This window comes from Pseudomonas sp. 8_5_2 (genome assembly GCF_059295255.1).
Map to the genome: position 1 here is coordinate 893,842 of NZ_CM181238.1, position 23,031 is coordinate 916,872.

23 protein-coding genes are annotated in these 23,031 nt (G+C 61.8%); 17 read left to right on the forward strand and 6 right to left on the reverse strand.

The annotated features are described in order from the left end of the window. Positions 1-146: 146 nt before the first annotated feature. Positions 147-1,700 (reverse strand): nitric oxide reductase transcriptional regulator NorR, encoded by a 1,554-nt coding sequence (gene norR / locus AC5O5R_RS03980; protein ID WP_172221193.1) that lies wholly within the window; start codon positions 1,698-1,700, stop codon positions 147-149. Positions 1,701-1,854: 154 nt separating this feature from the next. Between norR and hmpA the strand changes: the two genes are divergently transcribed. The 13 genes from hmpA to AC5O5R_RS04045 all read left to right on the forward strand — a co-directional run bounded on the left by hmpA (position 1,855) and on the right by AC5O5R_RS04045 (position 14,631). Then, entirely contained in the window at positions 1,855-3,033 is a 1,179-nt protein-coding gene (gene hmpA, locus AC5O5R_RS03985) for an NO-inducible flavohemoprotein (RefSeq protein WP_172221190.1), read from the forward strand. Between the two features lie 454 nt (positions 3,034-3,487). Continuing rightward, complete coding sequence (locus tag AC5O5R_RS03990; protein ID WP_172221187.1) at positions 3,488-3,994, forward strand: disulfide bond formation protein B; 507 nt, start codon at positions 3,488-3,490, stop codon at positions 3,992-3,994. 558 nt (positions 3,995-4,552) lie between these two features. Further along, positions 4,553-5,497 (forward strand): ubiquinol oxidase subunit II, encoded by a 945-nt coding sequence (cyoA, locus tag AC5O5R_RS03995; protein ID WP_172221184.1) that lies wholly within the window; start codon positions 4,553-4,555, stop codon positions 5,495-5,497. 3 nt (positions 5,498-5,500) lie between these two features. Beyond that, entirely contained in the window at positions 5,501-7,519 is a 2,019-nt protein-coding gene (cyoB, locus tag AC5O5R_RS04000) for a cytochrome o ubiquinol oxidase subunit I (RefSeq protein WP_172221181.1), read from the forward strand. Positions 7,520-7,522: 3 nt separating this feature from the next. Further along, on the forward strand, positions 7,523-8,149 hold the full coding sequence (gene cyoC / locus AC5O5R_RS04005) for a cytochrome o ubiquinol oxidase subunit III (RefSeq protein WP_172221178.1): 627 nt from the start codon (positions 7,523-7,525) through the stop codon (positions 8,147-8,149). Beyond that, positions 8,149-8,481 carry a cytochrome o ubiquinol oxidase subunit IV gene (gene cyoD, locus AC5O5R_RS04010; protein ID WP_172221175.1) on the forward strand — a complete coding sequence of 111 codons (333 nt, stop codon included), beginning with the start codon at positions 8,149-8,151 and terminating at the stop codon, positions 8,479-8,481. The genes cyoC and cyoD overlap by 1 nt, the downstream gene beginning before the upstream one ends. A gap of 11 nt (positions 8,482-8,492) precedes the next feature. Continuing rightward, the gene (gene cyoE, locus AC5O5R_RS04015) at positions 8,493-9,380 is read left to right on the forward strand and encodes a heme o synthase (protein WP_172221172.1); all 888 of its coding nucleotides are present in this window, start codon (positions 8,493-8,495) and stop codon (positions 9,378-9,380) included. A 331-nt stretch (positions 9,381-9,711) separates the two neighbouring features. Further along, positions 9,712-10,920, forward strand: a complete 1,209-nt coding sequence (alaC, locus tag AC5O5R_RS04020) for an alanine transaminase (protein WP_172221169.1) — start codon at positions 9,712-9,714, stop codon at positions 10,918-10,920. Between the two features lie 114 nt (positions 10,921-11,034). Then, a complete protein-coding gene (locus tag AC5O5R_RS04025) occupies positions 11,035-12,162 on the forward strand; it encodes a hypothetical protein (RefSeq protein ID WP_494514980.1) in 1,128 nt (375 codons plus the stop codon). Between the two features lie 159 nt (positions 12,163-12,321). Next, the gene (locus AC5O5R_RS04030; RefSeq protein WP_172221163.1) at positions 12,322-12,705 is read left to right on the forward strand and encodes a YkgJ family cysteine cluster protein; all 384 of its coding nucleotides are present in this window, start codon (positions 12,322-12,324) and stop codon (positions 12,703-12,705) included. A 194-nt stretch (positions 12,706-12,899) separates the two neighbouring features. Beyond that, entirely contained in the window at positions 12,900-13,463 is a 564-nt protein-coding gene (locus AC5O5R_RS04035; protein ID WP_172221160.1) for a GNAT family N-acetyltransferase, read from the forward strand. Between the two features lie 221 nt (positions 13,464-13,684). Continuing rightward, positions 13,685-14,224, forward strand: coding sequence for a hypothetical protein (locus tag AC5O5R_RS04040; RefSeq protein ID WP_172221157.1), 540 nt, complete (start codon positions 13,685-13,687; stop codon positions 14,222-14,224). A 20-nt stretch (positions 14,225-14,244) separates the two neighbouring features. Further along, positions 14,245-14,631: a lysozyme inhibitor LprI family protein gene (locus AC5O5R_RS04045; protein WP_494512106.1), complete on the forward strand. Its 387-nt coding sequence runs from the start codon at positions 14,245-14,247 to the stop codon at positions 14,629-14,631. 138 nt (positions 14,632-14,769) lie between these two features. Here the strand turns inward: AC5O5R_RS04045 and mnmH are convergent, their stop codons facing one another. Together mnmH and selD are read right to left on the reverse strand one after the other, a co-directional pair. Further along, a complete protein-coding gene (gene mnmH / locus AC5O5R_RS04050) occupies positions 14,770-15,882 on the reverse strand; it encodes a tRNA 2-selenouridine(34) synthase MnmH (protein ID WP_494514981.1) in 1,113 nt (370 codons plus the stop codon). Beyond that, positions 15,882-16,916 carry a selenide, water dikinase SelD gene (gene selD / locus AC5O5R_RS04055; protein WP_494514982.1) on the reverse strand — a complete coding sequence of 345 codons (1,035 nt, stop codon included), beginning with the start codon at positions 16,914-16,916 and terminating at the stop codon, positions 15,882-15,884. The genes mnmH and selD overlap by 1 nt, the downstream gene beginning before the upstream one ends. A gap of 123 nt (positions 16,917-17,039) precedes the next feature. On the opposite strand from selD, the gene AC5O5R_RS04060 reads away from it, so the two are divergent. Genes AC5O5R_RS04060 through phnE form a run of 4 tightly spaced genes read left to right on the forward strand, consistent with a single transcriptional unit; the run spans position 17,040 to position 20,285 of the window. Beyond that, positions 17,040-17,894: a putative selenate ABC transporter substrate-binding protein gene (locus AC5O5R_RS04060; protein WP_172221146.1), complete on the forward strand. Its 855-nt coding sequence runs from the start codon at positions 17,040-17,042 to the stop codon at positions 17,892-17,894. Next, positions 17,891-18,700, forward strand: a complete 810-nt coding sequence (locus tag AC5O5R_RS04065; protein WP_172221143.1) for a phosphonate ABC transporter ATP-binding protein — start codon at positions 17,891-17,893, stop codon at positions 18,698-18,700. Before AC5O5R_RS04060 ends, AC5O5R_RS04065 begins: the two co-directional genes overlap by 4 nt. After that, a complete protein-coding gene (locus tag AC5O5R_RS04070; protein ID WP_172221140.1) occupies positions 18,694-19,521 on the forward strand; it encodes a PhnE/PtxC family ABC transporter permease in 828 nt (275 codons plus the stop codon). The genes AC5O5R_RS04065 and AC5O5R_RS04070 overlap by 7 nt, the downstream gene beginning before the upstream one ends. Further along, positions 19,518-20,285, forward strand: a complete 768-nt coding sequence (gene phnE, locus AC5O5R_RS04075; protein ID WP_494514983.1) for a phosphonate ABC transporter, permease protein PhnE — start codon at positions 19,518-19,520, stop codon at positions 20,283-20,285. Before AC5O5R_RS04070 ends, phnE begins: the two co-directional genes overlap by 4 nt. Positions 20,286-20,415: 130 nt before the next feature. Here the strand turns inward: phnE and AC5O5R_RS04080 are convergent, their stop codons facing one another. From AC5O5R_RS04080 to AC5O5R_RS04090, 3 genes are all read right to left on the reverse strand, one after another. Continuing rightward, positions 20,416-21,303, reverse strand: a complete 888-nt coding sequence (locus AC5O5R_RS04080; protein ID WP_172231414.1) for a bestrophin family protein — start codon at positions 21,301-21,303, stop codon at positions 20,416-20,418. Positions 21,304-21,552: 249 nt separating this feature from the next. Further along, positions 21,553-22,206 carry a serine protease gene (locus AC5O5R_RS04085; RefSeq protein ID WP_494515458.1) on the reverse strand — a complete coding sequence of 218 codons (654 nt, stop codon included), beginning with the start codon at positions 22,204-22,206 and terminating at the stop codon, positions 21,553-21,555. A 569-nt stretch (positions 22,207-22,775) separates the two neighbouring features. After that, positions 22,776-23,009 (reverse strand): hypothetical protein, encoded by a 234-nt coding sequence (locus AC5O5R_RS04090; RefSeq protein WP_104960812.1) that lies wholly within the window; start codon positions 23,007-23,009, stop codon positions 22,776-22,778. Between the last annotated feature and the right edge of the window lie 22 nt (positions 23,010-23,031).

Sequence of the window (23,031 nt, forward strand, 5' to 3'; positions counted from 1 at the left end):
GGCCACAACCGGCGCAACAGAGCCCTTTACCGGGCGTTGAGCACAGCCTCGACCGGCTAGTCGAGATTCGGGTGGTTAGGGAGATATAGCAGCCAGGCGGGAAGCAACCAGATGGCTTTCTGGGTTAATCCTTTGGTAGAGAGGCCTCAGCGAAGCGCCAGCCTGCGGGCCAGGCGGCTCAGATTTGCGCGGTCCAGGCCCAGTTCTCGCGCAGCCGCTGCCCAGTTGTCCTGGTGCCGTTGCAGGCAGGCCTCGATCACCTGACGCTGGTAGAGATCGAGCGCTTCGCGCAGCCCGCCTTCGGGCAGGGATAGCACTGCAGGCGGGGCTGCGGGGGAGGGCAGGGCGCCCGTGGTCGTCGCCACGCGCAGGTCCAGGTCGGTGGCTTCAAGCGTCAGGATACGCGGCCGTTCCGGGTGCTGGCCCATGGCTTTTAGCGCCGAGCGGCCGATCAGGTGTTCCAGTTCCCGCACATTGCCTGGCCAGTCGTAGGCCAGCAGCGCGGCCTGGGCTTCGCTGCTCAGGCGCAGGCTGTTCAGGCCCAGGCGCGAACGGTTCTGTTCAAGGAAGTACCCCGCCAATAGCAGCACATCGCGGCCACGTTCGCGCAATGGCGGTACGTGCAGCGGATACACACTGAGCCGGTGATAGAAGTCGGCGCGGAAGTTGCCATTGCGCACTTCCGCTGCCAGGTCACGGTTGGTGGCGGCAATCAGGCGCACGTCCACGCGGTGCTCGCGGTCCGAACCCAGGCGCTGCAGCTGGCCGCTTTGCAGCACGCGCAACAGCTTGGCCTGCACCGTCAGCGGCAACTCGCCCACTTCGTCGAGGAACAGCGTGCCGCCGTTGGCCAGTTCGAACTTGCCGCGGCGCTCACCGTGCGCGCCGGTGAATGCACCGCGCACATGGCCGAACAGCTCGCTTTCCACCAGGGTGTCCGGCAAGGCGGCGCAGTTGAGGCTGACCAGCGGCTTGTCAGCGCGGGTGCTGGCCTGATGCAGGGCCTGGGCCACCAGTTCCTTGCCGACGCCGGTTTCACCGGTAATCAGTACGGTCAGGTCGCTGCCGCCGACCAGGCGGATTTCCTCCACCAGGCGCTTGTGGGCAGGGCTCTGGCCGATCAGCTCTTTATCCTGGCCGCTGGCCTGGCGGTAAATTTCGGCGCGGTGGTGTTCGTCTTCGGCGCGTAGCGCCAGGTGCTCGATGCGCTCGGCCACGGTAACTGTGGCCGCGGCCAGGCTGGCGAAGGCCTGCAGGGATTCCAGCTCCAGGCTCTGGAACTGCCCGGGGGTGAGGGCATCGAGGGTGACCAGGCCCCAGGGGCGCTCATCGACCATCAAAGGGCAGCCCATGCAGTCATGCACTTCAAGGTGGGCATCGGCTGCGTTGACCAGGCCATCGTAGGGGTCTGGCAGGTCCGAGTCGCTGGCGAAACGGGTAGGCTCCGGGCGGCTGAGCAAAATCTGGAAGCGCGGGTGCTCGCTGACCCGGAAGCGCCGACCCAGGGTGTCGGGGCTAAGGCCGTCCACCGCCAGTGGTACCAGCCACTCACCGTCCAGGCGCAGCAGCGCGGCGGCGTCGCATGGCAACAGCGAACGCATGGCCTGCAACAGGCGGCGGTAGCGCTCCTGGTCGGGCAAGTCGCGCGACAGGTCGCTGACCAGCGGCAGCAGGGCGGTAAGCAGTGGCTTTGTAGTCATATGGACTCCTGTTGGTCGATATGACTATACGCTCGAGCGGGTCGTTTTGACACGGCCCCCATCACACCCCTGATTTTGCTGGGGATAAAAGTTGGCACGATTGCTGTAATGGCACAGGCAGTCATTTGAAGCCTCAGGCTCAGGAGTTGCTGCAATGCTCAATGCCGAACAACGTGCAATCATCAAGGCCACTGTCCCCCTGCTGGAAACCGGCGGCGAAGCGCTGACCACCCACTTCTACAAGATGATGCTCAGCGAGTACCCGCAGGTACGCCCGCTGTTCAACCAGGCGCACCAGGCCAGTGGTGACCAGCCGCGGGCCTTGGCCAATGGCGTGCTGATGTACGCCCGGCATATCGACCAGCTGGAGCAGTTGGGCGGCCTGGTGGGGCAGATCATCAACAAGCATGTTGCCCTGCAGATCCTGCCGGAGCACTACCCGATCGTCGGCAGCTGCCTGTTGCGTGCCATCGAGGAAGTGCTGGGCAAGGAAATCGCCACCCCCGAAGTCATCGAAGCCTGGGGCGCGGCCTATGGTCAGTTGGCCGATATCCTGATTGGGGCCGAAGAAAACCTCTATAAACAGAAGGAAGAAGCCGCCGGCGGCTGGCGCGGTACTCGCGAATTCCGCCTGGTGCGCCGTGAGCAGGAAAGCAGCGAAATCGTCTCGTTCCATTTCGCCCCGGTGGATGGCAAACCGGTGCTCAAGGCCGAGCCTGGCCAGTACATTGGCCTGAAGCTGGACATAGACGGTGCCGAGCAGCGTCGTAACTATTCCCTGTCGGCGCTGTGCGATGGCAAGGAATACCGCATCAGCGTCAAACGCGAAGCGGGCGGCAAGGTCTCCAGCTACCTGCACGATGAATGTGTGGTGGGCGAGACGGTGCTGTTGTTCCCGCCGGCGGGTGACTTCACCCTGGCTGCCAGCGACAAGCCGCTGGTGCTGATCAGCGGTGGTGTGGGCATTACCCCGACCCTGGCGATGCTGCAAGCCGCACTGCAAACGCAGCGTGAGGTGCATTTCATCCACTGTGCGCGTAATGGCGCCGTGCATGCCTTCCGTGACTGGGTCGACGGGCTGGCCGCACGTCACCCGCAGCTCAAGCGCTTCTACTGCTATGCCGAGCAGGACAGTGCTGATCAGGCTGATGCAGTGGGCCTGCTGAGTGAAGACCTGCTGGCCGAGTGGCTGCCGCAAGAGCGTGACGTGGATGCCTACTTCCTTGGGCCCAAGGCCTTCATGGCGGCGGTCAAGCGCCAGCTGAGGGGCCTGGGTGTGCCCGAGCAGCAGAGCCGCTACGAGTTCTTCGGGCCGGCGGCTGCCTTGGAGTGATGTAGTGCCTGTACTGGCCCTATCGCCGGCAAGCCAGCTCCCACAGGCACACCACAGGCCCCAGGACCTGTGCGTTCCCTGTGGGAGCTGGCTTGCCGGCGATAGGGCCGGTGCAGGCTTATGCATTCTCAGTGGCTGGGCCGCACCTCTCCTTCCTGCCTATATATAAAGAGAGATGAAACCGCCCACCCAGCTTTCACCTTTAATCCTGCTTTAATCACGGTATCCTTCACTCCCGGGTGTCGAGGGGCTCGCCCCTGCGCGGCACCCGGGCAGCCGTTTTTTGCCGCCCGACGTTGAACCGACCTCGTTGCGGCCGGTCTCAGCCACACCGGATAGCCCTGCGCAGTGCTATCACGCCGCTTCCTCGGCACGCTCCAAGGCCCTGCCCCAGCGTGTAGACTTGCGCAAGGCAGGCGGACCACGCTGCCACTATCCATCGAAGGAACCGGCAATGAACGAACAAACCTCGCGCCTCAATCGGGAACGGCGCTTTCTGGTGCTGTTGGGCCTGATCTGCATTTCGCTGATTGGCGGCGCCCTCTACATGCAAGTGGTGTTGGGTGAGGCACCTTGCCCGTTGTGCATCCTGCAGCGCTACGCGCTGCTGTTCATTGCCATATTCGCCTTCCTTGCTGCGGCGATGCCGGGGCGGCGCAGCCTGACCCTGTTCGAGGCGCTGGTGGTGGTCAGTGCAATTGGCGGAATCGTTGCGGCCGGCAACCATGTGTATATACTCGCCAACCCCATGGTCAGTTGCGGCATCGACACCCTGCAGCCGATCGTGGATGACCTGCCGCTGGCCAAAGTCTGGCCGCTGGCGTTCCAGGTCGACGGCTTCTGCAGCACGCCGTACCCGCCGATTCTCGGTCTGTCACTGGCGCAATGGGCGCTTGTGGCCTTTGTACTGACCGCCATTCTGGTTCCGCTCGGGATCTTGCGCAACCGACGCCAGGCTTAGACATAAGTCCCGATTTGCGTGTGGTCTTTTACGCCGCACGAGAACAGGGAAAATGTCCACACCGCTTGATCCAGATCAACCCCGAGGCCTTGCAGAATGCGGCCTTGGCGCCTATCAGGCGGGGTGCGACAAACTGTCGCGAAGTTGAATAATTGAGCAGCATTGTTACGTATTCTGTAAAAGACTGTTGCTCAATAAGTCATAGTCAAGGGTTGGCGACCTAACTACAATCGCCCCCAATTTCCGTTCGGCACTGCTTGCGAGTCGCAGGATTGAAGGAAGCCCCAGCGCTCCTTTTTGCTGACTTCGTCAAGTTTCGCCCAACGGCGATACCGGGCGGACACCCCTCCGCGTTTCCCGCACCAAATGGACTTGGTCTGAAGTACAGGCCTGTTGCCTACGAAACCATAAGCACCGCCAACACGTTTGAAGCCAAGGTCCTGCAGTCGGACCCCAGGCAGGAGCGAGTACGGGCGAAAAATGCCTCACTTGGCAGGACGAAGTGTTGGCTACCAAAACACAAATTGCATTGAAGCAAGCTGATCTAGAGGTCGTGAGATGAGTAAAAAGCGTTACCCCAGACTGTTTGGCATATTGCCCGTTTTAGGCATGCTTTTACTCAGTGGGTGCAACTGGACCCTGCTCGACCCGAAGGGCCAGGTCGGCATTGAGCAAAAGAACCTGATCCTGATCGCAACCGGCCTGATGCTGCTGGTGGTGATTCCCGTCATCATCATGACCCTGGCGTTCGCCTGGAAGTACCGTGCTTCCAACAAGGCAGCCACCTACACCCCCGACTGGTCGCACTCGACCAAGATCGAGGCCGCGGTGTGGATCATCCCGATCCTGATCATCATCGCCCTGGGTTACGTCACCTACAAGTCGACCCACAAGCTGGACCCTTACCGTCCGCTTGATTCGGACGTCAAGCCGATCCAGATCGACGTGGTCGCGCTGGACTGGAAGTGGCTGTTCATCTACCCGGAGCAGGGCATCGCTACGGTCAACAAGATCAACTTCCCGGCCAACACCCCGATCAACTTCCGCGTCACCTCCGACGCCGTGATGAACTCGTTCTTCATCCCGGGCCTGGGTGGCCAGATCTACGCCATGGCTGGCATGACCACCAAACTGCACCTGATCGCCAACGAGAACGGTGTGTTTGACGGTATCAGCGCCAACTACAGCGGTGCTGGTTTCACCGGCATGAAATTCAAGGCTACTGCCACTTCCCAGGCCGACTTCGATGCATGGGTCGCCGAGGTCAAGCAGTCGCCACTGAAGCTGGACAAGGCCGAGTATGAAGCTCTGGTCAAGCCTAGCGAATACGTCCCAGTCGCGCTGTACAGCGAGGCGCCAGCGGAGCTGTTCCAGACCATCGTCGACAAGTACGAAGGCATGAATCGCGGCAAGCCGGTCCACGAAGAAGCAGGCAGCAAAGATCTGGCCACTACCAAGGGTGTGGAAACGAGTATGCAACCAGCTGCCGGTGCAGAGGAGTAAGAGATGTTCGGTAAACTAAGCCTGGAGGCGATACCCTATCACGAGCCGATAGTCATGGTGACGCTTGCCATGATCGCGCTCGGCGGTATCGCTGTCGTCGGTCTTATCACCTATTTCCGCAAGTGGACCTACTTGTGGAGCGAGTGGCTGACTACTGTCGACCACAAAAAGATCGGCGTGATGTACATCATCGTCGCGATGATCATGCTGCTGCGCGGCTTTGCCGACGCCATCATGATGCGTACCCAGCTGGCTGCCGCTACCGGTGGCTCCGAAGGCTATCTGCCGCCTGAACACTATGACCAGATCTTCACCGCTCACGGTGTGATCATGATCATCTTCATGGCGATGCCGTTCTTCACCGGCCTGATGAACCTGGCGGTTCCTCTGCAGATCGGTGCACGTGACGTTGCCTTCCCGTTCCTGAACTCCCTGAGCTTCTACCTGCTGCTGGCAGGCGTGCTGCTGGTCAACATCTCGCTGGGCGTTGGTGAATTCGCCAAGACCGGCTGGGTTGCCTATCCGCCGCTCGCAGGCATCCAGTACAGCCCTGGGGTAGGTGTCGACTACTACATCTGGGCGCTACAGCTATCCGGCCTTGGTACGACGCTTACCGGTGTGAACTTCCTCGTCACCGTGATGAAGATGCGCGCACCTGGCATGAAGCTGATGGACATGCCGATCTTCACCTGGACCTGCACCTGGGCCAACGTACTGATCGTTGCTTCGTTCCCGATTCTGACTGCCGCACTCGCTCTGCTGACTGTTGACCGTTATCTGGACTTCCACATTTTCACCAACGAGCTTGGTGGGAACCCGATGATGTACGTCAACCTGTTCTGGGCGTGGGGTCACCCTGAGGTCTACATCCTGATCCTGCCGGCCTTCGGCGTGTTCTCGGAAGTGACTTCGACGTTCTCTGGCAAACGCCTGTTCGGCCACCACTCGATGATCTACGCATCGGGCGCGATCGCCATCCTCGGCTTTGCGGTATGGCTGCACCACTTCTTCACCATGGGTGCCGGCGCCAGCGTCAACACCTTCTTCGGCCTGGCGACGATGCTGATCTCCATCCCGACCGGTGTGAAGCTGTTCAACTGGCTGTTCACCATGTATCAGGGCCGTGTGCGCTTCACCGCACCGATGCTCTGGACCCTGGGCTTCATGGTCACCTTCTCCATCGGTGGCATGACCGGCGTACTGCTGGCCGTACCAGGTGCTGACTTCGTCCTGCACAACAGCCTGTTCGTAATTGCGCACTTCCACAACGTGATCATCGGTGGCGCGGTATTCGGCTACATCGCCGGTTTCGCCTTCTGGTTCCCGAAAGCCTTCGGCTTCACCCTGAACGAGAAGTGGGGCAAAGCTGCCTTCTGGTTCTGGCTGTCGGGCTTCTACGTTGCGTTCATGCCGCTGTACGCCCTGGGCTTCATGGGCATGACCCGTCGTCTGAACCACTCCGACAACCCACTGTGGGAACCCTACCTGTACGTAGCCGTTGTCGGCGCCGTGCTGATCCTGTTCGGTATCGCTTGCCAGCTGATCCAGATCTACGTGTCGGTTCGCGACCGCAAAGACAACATGGACGTCACTGGCGACCCATGGGGCGGCCGTACCATCGAGTGGTCCACTTCGTCGCCACCTCCGTTCTACAACTTCGCTCACATGCCTGAGAAAGTTGGTCTGGACGCCTGGCACGAAGCCAAGGAAGCCGGTGTTGCGTACAAAGTTCCGGCCAAGTACGAAGCGATCCACATGCCGAGCAACACCTCCACCGGTCTGTTCATGGGTCTGTTCCTGACCGTGTTCGGTTTCGCCTTCATCTGGCACATCTGGTGGCTGGTGGGCGCGAGCCTGTTGGCAACCATCGCAGTCTTCGTTCGCCACGCTGCACGTGACGACCAGGGCTACATGGTTCCGGCCGAAGAAGTGGCGCGCATCGAAGGCGAGCGTCTGAAAGCGCTGGCCAAAGCAGGTGCTCTGCCTGCCGGCGCACGTGTCGAATCGTTTGAGCGGGTGTAATCAATGTCCAGTCAAGTAATGCACGGCGGCGCTGCTCATGGTCACGACCATGGGCATGACGACCACCACCACGACTCGGGCCAGATGACCGTACTGGGCTTCTGGCTGTACCTGATGACCGACTGCATCCTGTTTGCGTCGCTCTTCGCCACCTACGCGGTGCTGTCCGGCAGTTTTGCCGGCGGCCCGTCGGGTCATGACATCTTCCAGCTCGATTTCGTAGCTGTTGAAACGCTGTTCCTGCTGCTGTCCTCGATCACCTTCGGCTTCGCCATGCTGAAGATGTTCGATGGCAAGAAAGCAGGCGTACTGGGCTGGTTGGCTGTGACCTTCCTGTTCGGTGCAGGCTTCATCGCGATGGAAATCTATGAATTCCATCACCTGATCAGCGAAGGCTTCGGCCCGCAGCGCAGTGGCTTCCTGTCGGCGTTCTTCGCGCTGGTCGGTACCCACGGCCTGCACGTGACTGCTGGTCTGATCTGGATGGCAATCATGATGTACCAGATCAGCAAGCACGGCATCACGCCGACCGCCAAGACCCGCATGAGCTGCCTGAGCCTGTTCTGGCACTTCCTGGACGTGGTCTGGATCTGCGTATTCACCGTCGTTTACCTGCTGGGGGTTCTGTAATGGCTAACGCACACGACACTCATCACGAAGGTAATCACGGTAGCGTCAAGTCGTACATGATCGGCTTTGTACTGTCGATCATCCTGACCGCGATCCCGTTCGCGCTGGCGATGACCGCCAGCTTGCCGAAGAACCTGACCGTTCTGATCATCGTTGCCATGGCCGTGATCCAGGTAGTCGTACACCTGGTGTACTTCCTGCACATGGACCGCTCGAAAGAGCAACGCAACAACGTGTCGACGTTCCTGTTCACCGTGATGGTTATTGCACTGCTGGTCGGCCTGTCGCTGTGGATCATGTTCAACATCCACATCGAAATGATGGCCAAGTGAGGTAAGACTGCATGTCCGTTAAGCACTTTATCCAAATCACCAAACCGGGGATCATTTTCGGTAACGTGCTTTCCGTGGCAGGCGGTTTCTTCCTTGCCTCGAAGGGCCATGTGGATTTCGCCCTGTTCCTGGCGGTGGTGATCGGTACTTCGCTGGTGGTGGCGTCCGGATGCGTGTTCAACAACTGCATCGACCGTGACATCGACCACAAGATGGAGCGCACCAAGAACCGCGTCATGGTTCAGGGCGGTATGTCGCTGCCCCTCGCGCTGATCTACGCCACCCTGCTCGGGGTGGCGGGTTTCAGCCTGCTGTATGTCCAGGCCAACCCGCTGGCGGCGTTCTGTGCGCTGATCGGCTTCGTTGTCTACGTCGGTTTCTACAGCCTGTGGCTGAAGCGCAAATCGGTGCACGGCACCTTGGTCGGCAGCCTGTCCGGTGCCATGCCTCCGGTGATCGGCTACTGCGCCGTGAGCAACAGCTTCGACCTGGCTGCGGTAACCCTGCTGGTGATGTTCAGCCTGTGGCAGATGCCTCACAGCTTTGCCATCGCGATCTTCCGTTTCAAGGATTACAGCGCTGCCAATATTCCGGTCCTGCCGGTGGCACGCGGTATCCTTGCCGCGAAGAAGCAGATCGTGCTGTACGTGCTGGCCTTCGTGCTCGCCACCTTGATGCTTACCCTTGGCGGTTACGCCGGCCTCGGCTACCTGGCCGTGGCAGCTGCCATGGGCCTGTACTGGCTGTACATGGCATGGGGTGGCTACAAGGCCGAGGACGATAGCAAGTGGGCGCGCAAGGTGTTCGGTTTCTCCATCCTCACCGTCACTGCCCTGAGCGTGATGATGGGTGTGGATAGCCAAACGGCTGCGGACGTGCTGATGACTTACGCACGCTGAAATAGCTGCCTGTTTCACGAAAACCCCGGACATGTGCCGGGGTTTTTTTATGGGTTTTTCCTGGGCCGGCCTCTTCGCGGGTGAACCCGCTCCCACAGGATCTCCACAAGCTTGAGGGTTTTGATATCCCTGTGGGAGCGGGTTCACCCGCGAAGAGGCCATGCCTGAAGAAATAAATCCCTGATTTTAAAAAATAGATCTGAAAAAATCTAAAAAAACAGGAAATTGTCCTTTACATGCATCCTGTTTCGGCACTATCTTCTGATCCAGGCCGCCATATCGGCCAACGTCGCTCGGACGGTTCCGGGCGCTTACGTATTCAGAGGAAGCCATGGCCAACCCAGGTTCGCCGCGCCGCTTTGCGCGCATCGATCGTCTCCCCCCTTACGTCTTCAACATCACTGCCGAGCTCAAGATGGCTGCCCGCCGCCGTGGCGAGGACATCATCGACCTGAGCATGGGCAACCCCGATGGCGCCACCCCGCCGCACATCGTCGAGAAGCTGGTGCAGGTCGCCCAGCGTGAAGACACCCACGGCTACTCCACCTCCCGCGGTATCCCGCGCCTGCGCCGGGCCATCTCCAACTGGTACAAGGAACGCTACGAGGTCGACATCGACCCGGAAAGCGAAGCCATCGTCACCATCGGCTCGAAAGAGGGCCTGGCGCACCTGATGCTGGCCACCCTTGATCAGGGCGACACGGTACTGGTGCCCAACCCCAGCTACCCGATCCATATCTACGGTGCAGTGATTGCCGGTGCCCAGGTGCGCTCCGTGCCGCTGGTGCCGGGTGTGGACTTCTTCAACGAGCTTGAGCGGGCCATCCGCGAGTCGATCCCCAAGCCGAAGATGATGATCCTCGGCTTTCCGTCCAACCCCACTGCCCAGTGCGTGGAGCTGGACTTCTTCGAGCGTGTGGTGGCCCTGGCCAAGCAGTATGACGTGCTGGTGGTCCACGACCTGGCCTATGCCGACATCGTCTACGACGGCTGGAAGGCCCCATCGATCATGCAGGTGCCAGGCGCCAAAGACATTGCGGTGGAGTTCTTCACCCTGTCGAAGAGTTACAACATGGCTGGCTGGCGAATCGGCTTCATGGTCGGCAATCCCGAACTGGTCAGCGCCCTGGCCCGGATCAAGAGCTACCACGACTACGGCACCTTCACCCCCTTGCAGGTAGCGGCCATCGCCGCGCTGGAAGGCGACCAGCAATGCGTGCGCGATATTGCCGAGCAGTACCGCCAACGCCGCAACCTGTTGGTGAAGGGCCTGCACGAACTGGGCTGGATGGTCGAGAACCCCAAGGCGTCGATGTACGTGTGGGCGAAGATCCCGCCGGAGTACGCGCACCTCGGCTCGCTGGAGTTCGCCAAGAAGCTGCTGGCCGAGGCCAAGGTATGCGTGTCGCCGGGTATCGGCTTTGGTGAGTATGGCGACGACCATGTGCGCTTTGCCCTGATCGAAAACCAGGACCGCATTCGCCAGGCCATTCGCGGTATCCGCCAGATGTTCCGGGCTGACGGCCTCGGCCGCAAGTAAGCAACCGGGGCTGCAAAGCAGCCCCGGAATCTTCAGCCGGGCGAGCTTTCCGCCTGCATCCCACGCCTCAGCCTACCTATCTTCAGCACTCATTTCTCAGCGAAGAGATCCCCCATGAGTGTCTTCACCGCCTATTTCTGCGGCACCGGCTCGCACCGCTTCGACGATGCCAACCCCAACTTCTGGAACGGCGAACTGGTCTCGACCCTTGCCAGCAACGATCAGGGCCGCGAGTTCGCCCACTGGATAGCCGTGGACGGTCCAGGTAGTGGCAACCTTCAGGATGACAACCTGTTCGTCGAGCCTGGCATTTACTACAACTGGAGCGGCCAGCTGTTCGGGCGCGGCTGGGAAGAGAACGTCAACCATGTGCTGCAGCTGATAAAGGGTGAAACCAGCTGGCAGCGCCGCAAACTGAGCGAAGATGAATATGAACGGCTGAAAGACGCCGGTGTGCCGATACCGGATGCTGCTTCCACGGCCTCCTGGTTCTGGCGCACTTACGACTATGGAGTACGTCAGCCGACCCCGCAGGAGCTGCAGGAGCGCATCATCAGCATGTTCCGCGAGCCACGTCTGCCAACCCAGGTCAACCTGGTGGGATGGAGCAGGGGAGGGATCAGCTGCCACATGTTGGCCAACGCCATGGCGAACGACCCTGCACTGCGGGGGATACCTGTGAACATATTCGCGATTGATCCAGTGCCTGGGGTCGGCAACGTGCAGTCCGAGCGGGTAACGTTGGCTGCCAATGTCCGGGAATACGTAGGCTTCTATTCCCGGGATGAGCGCTCCAGAGGGTTTGCCTGTGTCATCCCGTCAGTCCACGGCAGCACGCGTATCTGCGTCTACCCGATGCCAGGGCGCCATGCCACGCTGGTGGGCAACGCCTCGGCCGATGGTGCGGGCGTTGGCAAGGTGTTGGCCGAGCCTGGCCTGATCGTGCGCCATTTTGCCGAGGTATGCCTGACTCGCTGGGGCGTTCAGCTGGCCAACCGCCTGAATCTCGACGATAGCCAGTTGATGCAATACCACAAGGCGATGGCTGCAGCGGACGGGCGCTACCAGGACATGCGAAACGAGTCGTACACCGTGCTTACCGAAGGTGAAAAGCATGACCGGCTGGTGCATTGCGGCCTGGCCCCCACGCATTTCAGCAAGGTGCAGGGCAACGCCTATCACCCCCGCGAGGGGTTGGCCTTGCAGCGCTGGAATGCCAGCACCTACAAGGCTATCAGCTGACGGCAGCGGGCGGCCGGTGACGTCACTGGCCGCTCGCACCCGTGCGCCGGATCAGCGGCAACTTTTTTTACGTCTGCCCTCTATCCAGCCGGCCCCGCTTGGATTAAAAATGGCGCCGCGGGCCAGACCCGATAACAACAACCTTCCCTCCGTGGCACCATGTCCGAATATAACCCTTGCCTTGACTGCGGCGCCTGCTGCGGGTACTTCCGTGTGTCCTTCTTCTGGGGCGAATGCCAGTCTGCCGGGGGCGTTGTGCCGGACGACCTGGTGGTCCAGATCAACCCAACCCGCGTTGCCATGATTGGCACCGATGCCAAGCCTTGCCGCTGTGTCAGCCTTGCTGGCGAGATTGGTAAAGAGGTGGCCTGTACCATTTATGCCAACCGTTCCAGCCCTTGCCGCGAGTTTGATGCTTCGTGGGAGGGTGGGGTGCATAACCCCAGCTGTGATGATGCGCGGGCGGCGTACGGGCTGCCACCGCTCACCCCGCCGGGGGCCAACGAACCGCACTGGCCGGATGATGGGGCTGAGGTGGCCTGAGGCATTGTTGCTCGCCTGCACTGGCCTCATCGCCGGCAAGCCAACTCCCACAGGTACTGCACGAGGCTCAGGCCCTGTGGAGACCTTGTGGGAGCTGGCTTGCCGGCGATGGGCTGCAAAGCAGCCCCGGGATGCCCGAACCTTGCACATGAAGTTAAACTGTCATCTCCCCAGCAATGGACAGGAGATCCGGCGTGACCCCACCCCGCAGTTTCCCCAGTGACCTCTGCCTCGACAGCCCGCGCCTGCAGTTGCGCCCCATGCGCCATGCCGATGCCGCGCAGTGGCTGGCGATCATGGCCGACCCCGAGGTCATGCGTTATTGGCACCATGCCCCCTGGCATGACCTGGCCGAGGCCGAAAGCGCCCTGGCCGCCGACCGCGAAGCCTATGCCAGCGGTGATCAGCTCAAGCTCGGCATGTACCGCCGCGACAACGGCGAACTCATCGGCATGGTCCAGCTGTTCAACATCGACGACATCTCCCGCCGCGGCGAAATCGGCTACTGCCTGGCCAGCGCGGTGCAGGGCAGGGGCTACATGGACGAAGCGCTGACCTGCTTCATCGACTACCTCGCCCATACCCTGCACATGCGCCGCCTGGAAGGCGAGATCGACCCGCGCAACCAAGGCTCGGCACGTACCCTCGAACGGCAGGGCTTCGTGCTGGAAGGCACCCTGCGGGCGCGTTGGTGCGTGGCGGGTGAACTGTCCGACTCGGGTATCTACGGATTATTGCTGGAGCCACCGGTTGCATAGTCTCATGGCGGCTACTACTGTTCGGGCACAATTCCCACTTGTGGCCCGTGCTCCATACCCGTAGCCGACCCACCAAGACCGTGGGCACTTCGACCTATGGCAACTACTACGGCGAACCACGCAATTTCATGGTGACCCTGCGCGGCAGTTACTGAAGGTTTGGTGGCGGGGCAGGGCCTGGGTTAAGGTCGCAGTCTGTCCCGTTTTCCCAGGTGTGTCCCTTGCCCGTTTTCTACCTGAGCATCAGCCTGCTGCTGTACCTGCTCGCCCTGTTTTTCGACGGTGCACTGATGAGCGGCGGGCGCCACATGCCGGCGCTGCAGATGCTGCTGTACGGGCCATGGGGCATGCCCTTCGGCTTGTACCAGTGGTTTGCCAACCCGCTGCTGGCCGTCGCCATCCTTGCGCATCGGCGGCTCCGCCGGCTGGCGTTGCTGGCCGGGCTGGCAGCGCTGTACCTGGCGGCCAGCAGCTTCGGCATCACCCGTTTGCCGGATAACCAGACCTATGAATTCCATGACCTGACCGGTTTTGGTCTTGGCTTCTACCTGTGGCTGGCGGCGATGGTGGTGTTCTGCCTGGGCCAGGCCTGGCATTGCTGGAAGGCGCGTAGCGCAGACGACATGCCGGGCTGGAGCTGGCTCGACGTGGTGCTGATTGCGGCGTTGGGCGTGGCCTTGTATACGGCGACTCAAATGCCCTCGTTGCGCTTCGAGCCGGGCAAGGTGCTGATGCCGCCTGAGCAGCCGCAGACGCTGTGATATCCACAAGGAGGATTCGCATGATCAAGCATTATCTGGCAGGCCTGGCACTGGCCGGCGTGCTGCCAATGGCGGTGGCGGAGGACTACACGCCGGCCTATGGACAGTGCATGGACAAGGCCTCCAGTACTGTGGCCATGAGTGAATGCATCGGGGCCGAGACACACGTGCAGGACCAGCGCTTGAACCGTGTGTACAAGCAACTGATGGGCAAGCTGGATGCCGGGCAGCAGAAGAGCTTGCGCGATGTACAGCGCAAGTGGCTGGCCTACCGCGATGGTAATTGCCAGTTCCATGTGCAGGCCAGTGGCGGGACCATGGCGCAGCTGGAGGGTGGTTCATGCATGATGGACATGACCCGCGACCGGGCGGCCGAGCTGGAGCGGGTGCTCAGTCCGGGGCAGTAAGTTGCCTGTTCCGGCCCCTTCGCGGGTAAATCGAATCGCCGCACCGCCGCTCCCAATAGGGATAGCGCACAGCTTGAGGCTTGCGCTGTCCAGGTGGGAGCTGGCTTGCCGGCGATGGGGCGCGAAGCGGCCCTGGTTTTATTTGTGGGGTTCGCGAAGCGCCCGGGCCTTGAGGTACTCGCGCACTTCCACGGCATCCCCGGCAAACTCGATGCGCTCGGCTTTGGCATCGCGCTGGTAGGCATACATCGGGTCGTAATATTCGTTGAGCAAGCCTTCGATCCAGCCCCGGTGCAGGTCTACCACGCCGCTGCGCTGCTGTTCTTCCAGGGCCTGGCGCAGGGTCTCCGACAACCTCTGGTAACGTTCGCCACCAAGACGTTTGTGGATATTGGCCATGCTTTGCAGCATTCGCTCGGCAAACAGGCGGCGGCCATCTTCTTCGCCATGCACGCTGACGAACTCGGCACTCAGGTTGACCACGTAGTCGCGCAGAATGCGCTCGACGCGGTTGGCGAAACTGTCTTCCAGCCACACCAGCGGGTACTGCTGCATACCTTGGTACAACGCCAAGGGTACGGTGCAGCTGCCAACGATGCGCCCTTCATCTTCAAGCACAAACTGCCCGATGCCCCTGGCGCGTTTCTTCAGCACATCGATTGCCAGCTGGTTTTCGAAGTCGATCTGAGCTGGTTGCGCAGTGGCGCGCTTGCCAAAGCTGGAACCACGATGATTGGCATGGCCTTCCAGGTCCAGCACGTTGCCCAGCTGGTGTAGCACGTCGGTCTTGCCGGTGCCGGTCAGGCCGCCCAGCAGCACGAAATCGCACTGCTCGACCGCCTGCTGGGTGGTCTCCAGCAAAAAGGTGCGCATGGCCTTGTAGCCACCTTTGATGCGCGGGTAGCGGATACCCGCCTCATCGCGCAGCCAGCCCTGCACGATCTGCGAGCGCAGGCCGCCACGGAAGCAGTACAGGTAGCCCTCGGGGTGGGCCTGGGTGAACGCCACCCAGGCGTCCAGGCGTGCCTGTCTGGTGGCGCCGCTGACAAGCTGGTGGCCCAGGGCGATGGCGGCAGCCTGGCCCTGCTGCTTGTAGCAGGTGCCGACCTTCTGCCGCTCCTGGTCATTCATCAGCGGCAGGTTGACCACGCCCGGGAAGGCGCCTTTGGCGAATTCGACCGGGGCACGCATGTCCATCATCGGCACGTCGTCGAGGAACAGCTGGGCAAAATCGGTGCAGTCGGGGCGCATCAGATCACCTCGACTGCGTGGCTCTGTCGCTCGACCAGCGTGCCGATCGGCGACAGTTTCAGGCCCAGCTCTGCGGCCACCGCGAGGAATTCGGTTACACCTTCCGGGGCCACCGCCACCAGCAGACCGCCGCTGGTTTGCGGGTCGCACAACAGGTGCTTCTGGTCGTCGCCGAGGGCGCCGATCTTGTGGCCGTAGCTGTCGAAGTTGCGCAGGGTGCCACCAGGGATGCAGCCCTCGGCCAGGTAATGGTCCACGCTGGGCAGGCGCGGCACGGCGGCGTAGTCCAGGTGCGCGGTAAGGCCGCTGCCTTCGGCCAGCTCCACCAGATGGCCGAGCAGGCCGAAACCGGTGACGTCGGTCATGGCCTTGACCCCATCGAGTTTGCCGAAGCGGCTGCCGGGGGTGTTGAGGGTGCACATCCAGTCGCGGGCCAGGCCCTGGTCCTGTGCGCGCAGTTTGGTCTTTTTCTCGGCGGTGGTGAGGATGCCGATGCCCAACGGCTTGGTCAGGTAAAGCTGGCAGCCCACGGTGGCGGTGTCGTTGCGCTTGAGGTGGCGCTTGCTGACCACGCCGGTCACGGCCAGGCCGAAGATTGGCTCGGGGGCGTCGATGGAGTGGCCGCCGGCCAGCGGGATGCCGGCTTCGGCGCACACCGCACGGCCACCGCGGATCACTTCGCGGGCGACTTCCGGTGGCAGTACGTTGACCGGCCAGCCGAGGATGGCAATGGCCATCAGCGGATCACCGCCCATGGCGTAGATGTCGCTGATGGCATTGGTGGCGGCGATGCGGCCGAAATCGTAGGGGTCATCGACAATCGGCATGAAGAAGTCGGTGGTGGAGACCACACCGCGCTCTTCGTCCAGCGCGTACACGGCTGCGTCGTCGCGCGAGGCGTTACCGACCCACAGTTTCGGGTCCAGGGTCTGGGCGCCGCTCTCGGCGAGGATCACGTCCAGCACCTTGGGGGAAATCTTGCAGCCACAGCCGGCACCATGGCTGTACTGGGTCAGGCGAATCGGCTCGCTCATACGCACCTCGGCAGGTCAAATTGTTGCGCGATTGTAGCAAAGCTGGCCTTTGGGGCTGTGGCTCTTATACTTCTGCGGGTCAGCTACCCGCTGCTCTTCTCGCCATTGAACCGGAGATCACCCATGCTCAAACGCCCCTTGGCGCTCGCCGCCGGCCTCGTGCTGTCTTGTTGTGCCGTAGTCGCCCAGGCCGCCGAAACCCTGCGGGTCAGCGCCATCCCCGACGAAGCGCCGACCGAATTGCAGCGCAAGTTCAAGCCATTGGGCGAGTACCTGGCCAGGCAACTGGGCATGGAGGTGAAGTTTGTGCCGGTAGCCGACTACCCGGCGGTGGTCGAGTCGCTGGCTGCCGACCGGCTGGACCTGGCCTGGCTGGGCGGCTTCACCTTTGTCCAGGTGCACCTGAAGGACCCGAAGGCAACCCCGCTGGTGCAGCGTGAGCAGGATGCGCAGTTCACCTCCAAGTTCATCACCGCCAACCCTGACGTGAAAAGCCTCAGCGACCTCAAGGGCAAATCGTTCGCCTTCGGCTCCATCTCGTCCACTTCGGGCAGCCTTATGCCGCGTTACTTCATGCTCAAGCAGGACAACATCAAGCCCGAGGACTACTTCAGCCGTGTGGCCTATTCCGGTGCCCACGACGCCACCGTGGCCTGGGTGCAGGCCGGCAAGGTGGACGGTGGTGTGCTCAATGCCAGCGTGTGGCAGAAGCTGGTGGATGCCGGCAAGGTCGATACCGGCAAGGTGAAGGTGTTCGCTACCACCCCGACCTATTTCGACTACAACTGGACCGTGCGCGGCAATATGGAGCCGGCGCTGAAAGAGAAGATCAAGAAGGCTTTCCTCGACCTCGACCCGGCCAACCCGGAGCACAAGGCGATCCTCGACCTGCAGGCTGCCAGCCGCTTCATCGAGACCAAGCCTGAAAACTACGTGGGCACCGAGCAAGCTGCACGCGAGGCCGGTCTGCTCAAGTGACTGCTTCCAACGTGGCTATCCATCTGCACAGTGCCGGGCTGCGTCATGGCCAGGTGCGTGCGCTTGACGCGGTGAGCCTGTGCATCGAGCAGGGCGAGCGTGTCGCCATAATCGGGCCGTCGGGGGCGGGCAAGTCGAGCCTGCTGCACCTGATGGCTTCGGCTATTCGGCCTGGCAGCGGTCGCCTGGAGCTGCTCGGCGAGCAGCCGTGGGCTTTGTCGGCCAGGGCACGTCAGCGCCTGCGGGCGCAGGTAGGCCTGGTGCACCAGGCACCGCCGTTGCCGCCGCGCCAGCGAGTGGTGACAGCGGTGCTGGCCGGCCGCCTGGGGCAGTGGGGAATGCTGCGCGGCTTGCTCAACCTGCTGTACCCCAGCGATGTACCGGGGGCGCGCCAGGTTCTGGCAGAGCTGGGCCTGGCCGACAAGCTGTTCGTGCAATGTGGCCAACTGTCCGGCGGGCAGTTGCAGCGAGTGGGGATTGCCCGGGCGTTGTACCAGCGGCCGCAACTGTTGCTGACTGACGAGCCGGTGTCAGCAATGGACCCGGTGTTGGCCGACCATAGCCTGGCCTTGCTCAACCGCCATGCCCAGGCTAATGGTGTGACCCTGGTGGCGAGCTTGCATGCAGTAGAGCTGGCGCTGGCGCACTTCCCACGGGTGATCGGCATTCGCGACGGGCAGGTGGTGTTCGACTGCGCGGCCGAGGCGGTGAGCGAGCAGATGCTGGATGCGTTGTACGCCAACGAACAACTGGCTTCGCCGCCCACCCAGGGACCGACTCTGACCGTGCAGATTCCGCGATGCTGACAGCTGACGCGCGCGACCCGGCCCTGATGCCGCGGTTGCTGCTGACCTTGCTGGCCGTAGCGGTGCTGTGGCCAGGCGTGCAATTGAGCGAACTTGACCCTTGGGTGCTGTTTCAGGCGGAGAACCGGCAGCAGATCGCCAGTTTCACCGGCGCCTTCTGGCCGCCGGCACACGATGCCGATTTCCTTGCGTTGCTGTACGAAGCCACCTTACAGACCCTGGCGGTGGCCACTGCCGGCATGGCGTTGGCGTTGTTGCTGGCGATTCCTGCAGGGCTGCTGGCTAGCCGAGCGTTGTCGCTGCGTGCCGCCTCCCGCGGTGGGCGGGCCGGTTTCTGGTCGCGGTTGCTGCGCCTGCCTGTGCGCGGGTTGCTGATTTTCCTGCGCAGTGTGCCGGAAATCGTCTGGGCACTGCTGTTTGTGCGGGCTGTGGGGCTGGGGCCGACGGCGGGTGTACTGGCCATCGCCATCACCTACAGCGGCATGCTCGGCAAGGTATACGCCGAGATTTTCGAGTCGGTCGACCAGCGCCCGGCGCATGCCTTGATGCAAGCGGGCAGCGGCCGGCTGGCGGCATTTCTCTACGGCATTCTGCCTAATGCTGCCTCCGAGGTTGTGTCCTACACCGTGTACCGTTGGGAGTGCGCGGTGCGGGCGTCGGTGGTGATGGGCTTTGTCGGCGCTGGCGGGCTGGGACAGCAGATCGACTTGTCGATGCGCATGTTCGCCGGTGCGGAGGTGGCGAGCATGCTGCTGACTTTCCTGCTGCTGGTGATGCTGGCCGACCTGCTTAGCCGCCTGTTGCGCTGGAGGCTGGCATGAACCGGGTGATCAACCTGTTACTGCTGGCTGCCATCGTGACGGCGGTGGCGGCCTCGTTCGCTTACCTGGAACTGGACCTGCAGGCGCTGGTGGGCAACGGTGGGCTGGGGCAGATGGGTGAGTATGCCGGGCGTTTCCTGCACCCGGACCTGTCGGCTGCACACCTGCGTGCCGTTTGGCACGGGGCGCTGGAGACCCTGGCCATGTCCGGCCTGGGGACGCTGCTGGCCATGGTGCTGGGGATGCTGCTGGCGCTGCCGGCTGCGGGCCGCTTCGGTTGGCCGTTCCAGGCGGCGTCGCGGTTGCTGCTCAATGGCTTGCGGGCCATTCCGGAACTGGTATGGGCGGCGCTTACGGTGCTGGCGGCCGGCCTTGGCCCCAATGCCGGTACCCTGGCCCTGGCGCTGCATACGGCTGGCGTGTTGGGGCGGCTGTTCGCCGAGGCATTGGAAAATGCGTCGCCGGAGCCTGCAGCGGCGATTCGCTTGCAGGGTGGTGGCCAGGTCGCGGCGTTCTGCTATGGCACCTTACCCAATCTCTGGCCGCAGTTGCTGGCCTACAGCCTGTACCGCTGGGAGAACAACATCCGCATGGCCAGTGTGCTGGGGTTGGTCGGGGCGGGCGGGTTGGGGCAGATGCTGTACACCACCCTGAGCCTGTTCCAGGAGGCCCAGGCCAGCACGGTGATCCTGGGCATGCTGGTGCTGGTGTTGCTGGTGGATGTGCTCAGTGATGTGCTGCGCCAGCGGTATGTGCGCGCCTGACCGATAGCCGGGGCCGCGTTGCGGCCCATCGCCGGCAAGCCAGCTCCCACAGGTATTGCGCAAGTCTTCGGGTTTTCACGCTCCCTTGTGGGAGCTGGCTTGCCGGCGATAGGGCCCTTGAGGTCATGCGCTAGGCCAGCTCCCCACACTGCGCCTCCCGCTGCATCGATTCCAGATTGCGCTCGATCGTCTCGCAAATGGTGTCCATCTGGATCTGGTGCTCACTGAACCTGAACGGGCTCTGCAAATCCGTGCCAATCCGCTCGATGGCCAGCAGCATGAACCCCACCACGGTCGAAGCCAGCGGCGTAAACCAGCCCAGCGACTCCACCAGCCCGACCGGCACGATCAGGCAGAACAGGGTGATGAACAACCGCGGAAAATACACATAAGGGTAGGGTAGCGGCGTATTGGCGATGCGCTCCATGCCGCCCTGCGCATTGGACAGGTCCACCAGGGTCGATTCCAGCCGCGCCAGGCGAATGCTGTCCAGGCGCCCGGCCTGGTATTCCCGTGCCAGCAGGGCCGCCGAGCCCCCAAGAATGTCATTGGCAAAGTTGTTCGAACGGTTGCGCCGCTCGAATTCTGCCGGCGGGATGAAGGCCATCAGTTCATCCGGGCAGCGCTCGCCTTTAAGGTGCGCGGCGAGGCAGTTCACATAGGCGATATGCCTGCGCAGCAACGTGGCCTTCACCGGGTTGAGCCCATCGTCGCGGTCATCGATCAGTGTCAGCGTCTGTCGCGCAAAGCTGCGCGAACTGTTCACCAGCGCGCCCCACAACGTGCGCGCCTCCCACCAGCGGTTGTAGGCACTGCTGTTGCGGAAACTCACCAGCACCACCAGCGCCGAGCCCAGCAGGGTCAGCGGAATCAGCGGCAGGGTGAACTTGCTGTTGAAGAACAGCATGAAGTCGATGGTGACCAGCACATCCCAGATCAGCAGCCAGAACAGCGACCAGCCGATGTAACCGATGGTCTTCACGACCAGGCGGTACTTGCGGGCGATGATGTCTTTCACGCGGGGTACCTCGGAACGCGGGGGATGCAGGATCGGACGTCGAGGGACTGGCATGGTTCGGTGCTGTTCGTCAGGGTGGTGTTACAGAAGTGTTCAGCAACAGGGCTGGGCCCCTGTAGGAGCGGATTCACCGCGAAGGGGCCGCTAGCCTTGCATCATGATCAGCATTTCGTCCGCGAATTTTGCGGCCCGGCGCTCGACCAGCTCCTGGTCAACGGCGAAGTCAGGAACATGCGGGCCAGCGCCAATTCAGGGTTTTGGTTTGGCAACCACCGCCACATACCCCTTGATAGCCACAGGAGCAGCGGGCTTGGCTTTTTGCGCCAGCTGAAACTGGTAACGCCGCCATTCCTTGTCTATTTCGCTGAACGACATGAACACGCTGATGCGTGCCTTGCCGATGAGGTCGGGGCGCTTGCTGGCGTCGATCTCGCCTTTGGGGATGATCGCAATGTTGATCCCCACCACCGTGCCATCGTCGGCGAACACCGGCCCGCCGGACATGCCTTTGACCACAGGCCCGTCGTGCACCGAGTAGAAGACACTGCCTGGCGTCCCTTCAAGGCGCACCAGCGACGGCAGTGCATGGCCCTTGCCCTGTACCGGCATCATCAGGCTGTTGAAGCCGACCGCCGTTACCCCCTCACCAGGCACATACTGGCGCCACAGCGGGACCTTGGCTGCCTTGTGCTTGAAGAACACCACATCGCCCAGGCCTTCATGGACAACGTGGCGCAGGAAGGGGGTATGTTTGGCGGTTACTGCATAATCCTCGTTCCACTGGATGGCGCTGGCCATCAGCAACATTGGCAGCGGCGGGCCAGATGTCACCAGAAAGGCCTGGCTGTAGACGGGATCTGAAAGGTACGACGTTGGCACTCCATTGCACCCACTAAGCAGCATCATTGCTGCCACACAGGGCGCGATTGTTTTCATGGGTCACACAGGGTGGATAAAAGGGAGCGCAACTATGGCCAAGTGCTATTACGCTATCAATGCTTTCGGAATATATCCGACGAATGAAAGCTTAAGTGTTAATCCCGGTGATGGCCAATAGAGTGCAGATATGCGTGAAGTGCCCGGAGTCATTGGGGCGGCGTCAAGCTGCCGGACTCTGGCGCCTGCGGGGACTTTAATTGGATTTGCTTACGCTTGCGGCTTCGGGGCATGTCATGAGAAATCCGATTGAAAACGCTGACCCGGACGGCTACCAGCTGCGCTTTTCTGAACACCTCGGCATGAAGCGTGCCTGAGCCCAGAACATAGATGGGCATAAGCCCGGCGAGCTCACGCGCGCTTGCAAAAAATGCAGACGAAAAAAAACCGACCATAAGGTCGGTTTTTTCCGGATCTTGGTGCCCGAGGGAGACCCGTACTGCTCAATTTTGGCCTTTATTTACAGGTGTCTAGGTCTTTGTGAGTGGGGGTCTACTCACAAATCTACTCACTTTTTTGCAAGCGTTGCAAAGCCGTCACACGGTTGTGCCGTCTATTCGGACTGATGCTTGAGCGTCATCAGCATACGGGATGCTCACCTCGACCTTTTTGCCTGACTCGGTAGTGATTTCAATCACGAGTCGGTGAGGAGGGGCGGCAAAGTCGTCTGTGTACAGGACGTGGACAGCCTCTTTGCATGAGTCCCCCGTGGAGACCGGCCAATAAGCCGAACCGTCTTTGGCCGGCAGGTACACTTGAATGTTGGACATTTCCTATCTCCTAGCTGCTTTC

Coding starts and splice junctions, on each gene's coding strand:
- norR (WP_172221193.1), bottom strand. CDS start 1,700: ATGACTACAAAGCCACTGCTTACCGCCCTGCTGCCGCTGGTCAGCGAC.
- hmpA (WP_172221190.1), top strand. CDS start 1,855: ATGCTCAATGCCGAACAACGTGCAATCATCAAGGCCACTGTCCCCCTG.
- AC5O5R_RS03990 (WP_172221187.1), top strand. CDS start 3,488: ATGAACGAACAAACCTCGCGCCTCAATCGGGAACGGCGCTTTCTGGTG.
- cyoA (WP_172221184.1), top strand. CDS start 4,553: ATGAGTAAAAAGCGTTACCCCAGACTGTTTGGCATATTGCCCGTTTTA.
- cyoB (WP_172221181.1), top strand. CDS start 5,501: ATGTTCGGTAAACTAAGCCTGGAGGCGATACCCTATCACGAGCCGATA.
- cyoC (WP_172221178.1), top strand. CDS start 7,523: ATGTCCAGTCAAGTAATGCACGGCGGCGCTGCTCATGGTCACGACCAT.
- cyoD (WP_172221175.1), top strand. CDS start 8,149: ATGGCTAACGCACACGACACTCATCACGAAGGTAATCACGGTAGCGTC.
- cyoE (WP_172221172.1), top strand. CDS start 8,493: ATGTCCGTTAAGCACTTTATCCAAATCACCAAACCGGGGATCATTTTC.
- alaC (WP_172221169.1), top strand. CDS start 9,712: ATGGCCAACCCAGGTTCGCCGCGCCGCTTTGCGCGCATCGATCGTCTC.
- AC5O5R_RS04025 (WP_494514980.1), top strand. CDS start 11,035: ATGAGTGTCTTCACCGCCTATTTCTGCGGCACCGGCTCGCACCGCTTC.
- AC5O5R_RS04030 (WP_172221163.1), top strand. CDS start 12,322: ATGTCCGAATATAACCCTTGCCTTGACTGCGGCGCCTGCTGCGGGTAC.
- AC5O5R_RS04045 (WP_494512106.1), top strand. CDS start 14,245: ATGATCAAGCATTATCTGGCAGGCCTGGCACTGGCCGGCGTGCTGCCA.
- mnmH (WP_494514981.1), bottom strand. CDS start 15,882: ATGCGCCCCGACTGCACCGATTTTGCCCAGCTGTTCCTCGACGACGTG.
- selD (WP_494514982.1), bottom strand. CDS start 16,916: ATGAGCGAGCCGATTCGCCTGACCCAGTACAGCCATGGTGCCGGCTGT.
- AC5O5R_RS04060 (WP_172221146.1), top strand. CDS start 17,040: ATGCTCAAACGCCCCTTGGCGCTCGCCGCCGGCCTCGTGCTGTCTTGT.
- AC5O5R_RS04070 (WP_172221140.1), top strand. CDS start 18,694: ATGCTGACAGCTGACGCGCGCGACCCGGCCCTGATGCCGCGGTTGCTG.
- phnE (WP_494514983.1), top strand. CDS start 19,518: ATGAACCGGGTGATCAACCTGTTACTGCTGGCTGCCATCGTGACGGCG.
- AC5O5R_RS04085 (WP_494515458.1), bottom strand. CDS start 22,206: ATGCTGCTTAGTGGGTGCAATGGAGTGCCAACGTCGTACCTTTCAGAT.
- AC5O5R_RS04090 (WP_104960812.1), bottom strand. CDS start 23,009: ATGTCCAACATTCAAGTGTACCTGCCGGCCAAAGACGGTTCGGCTTAT.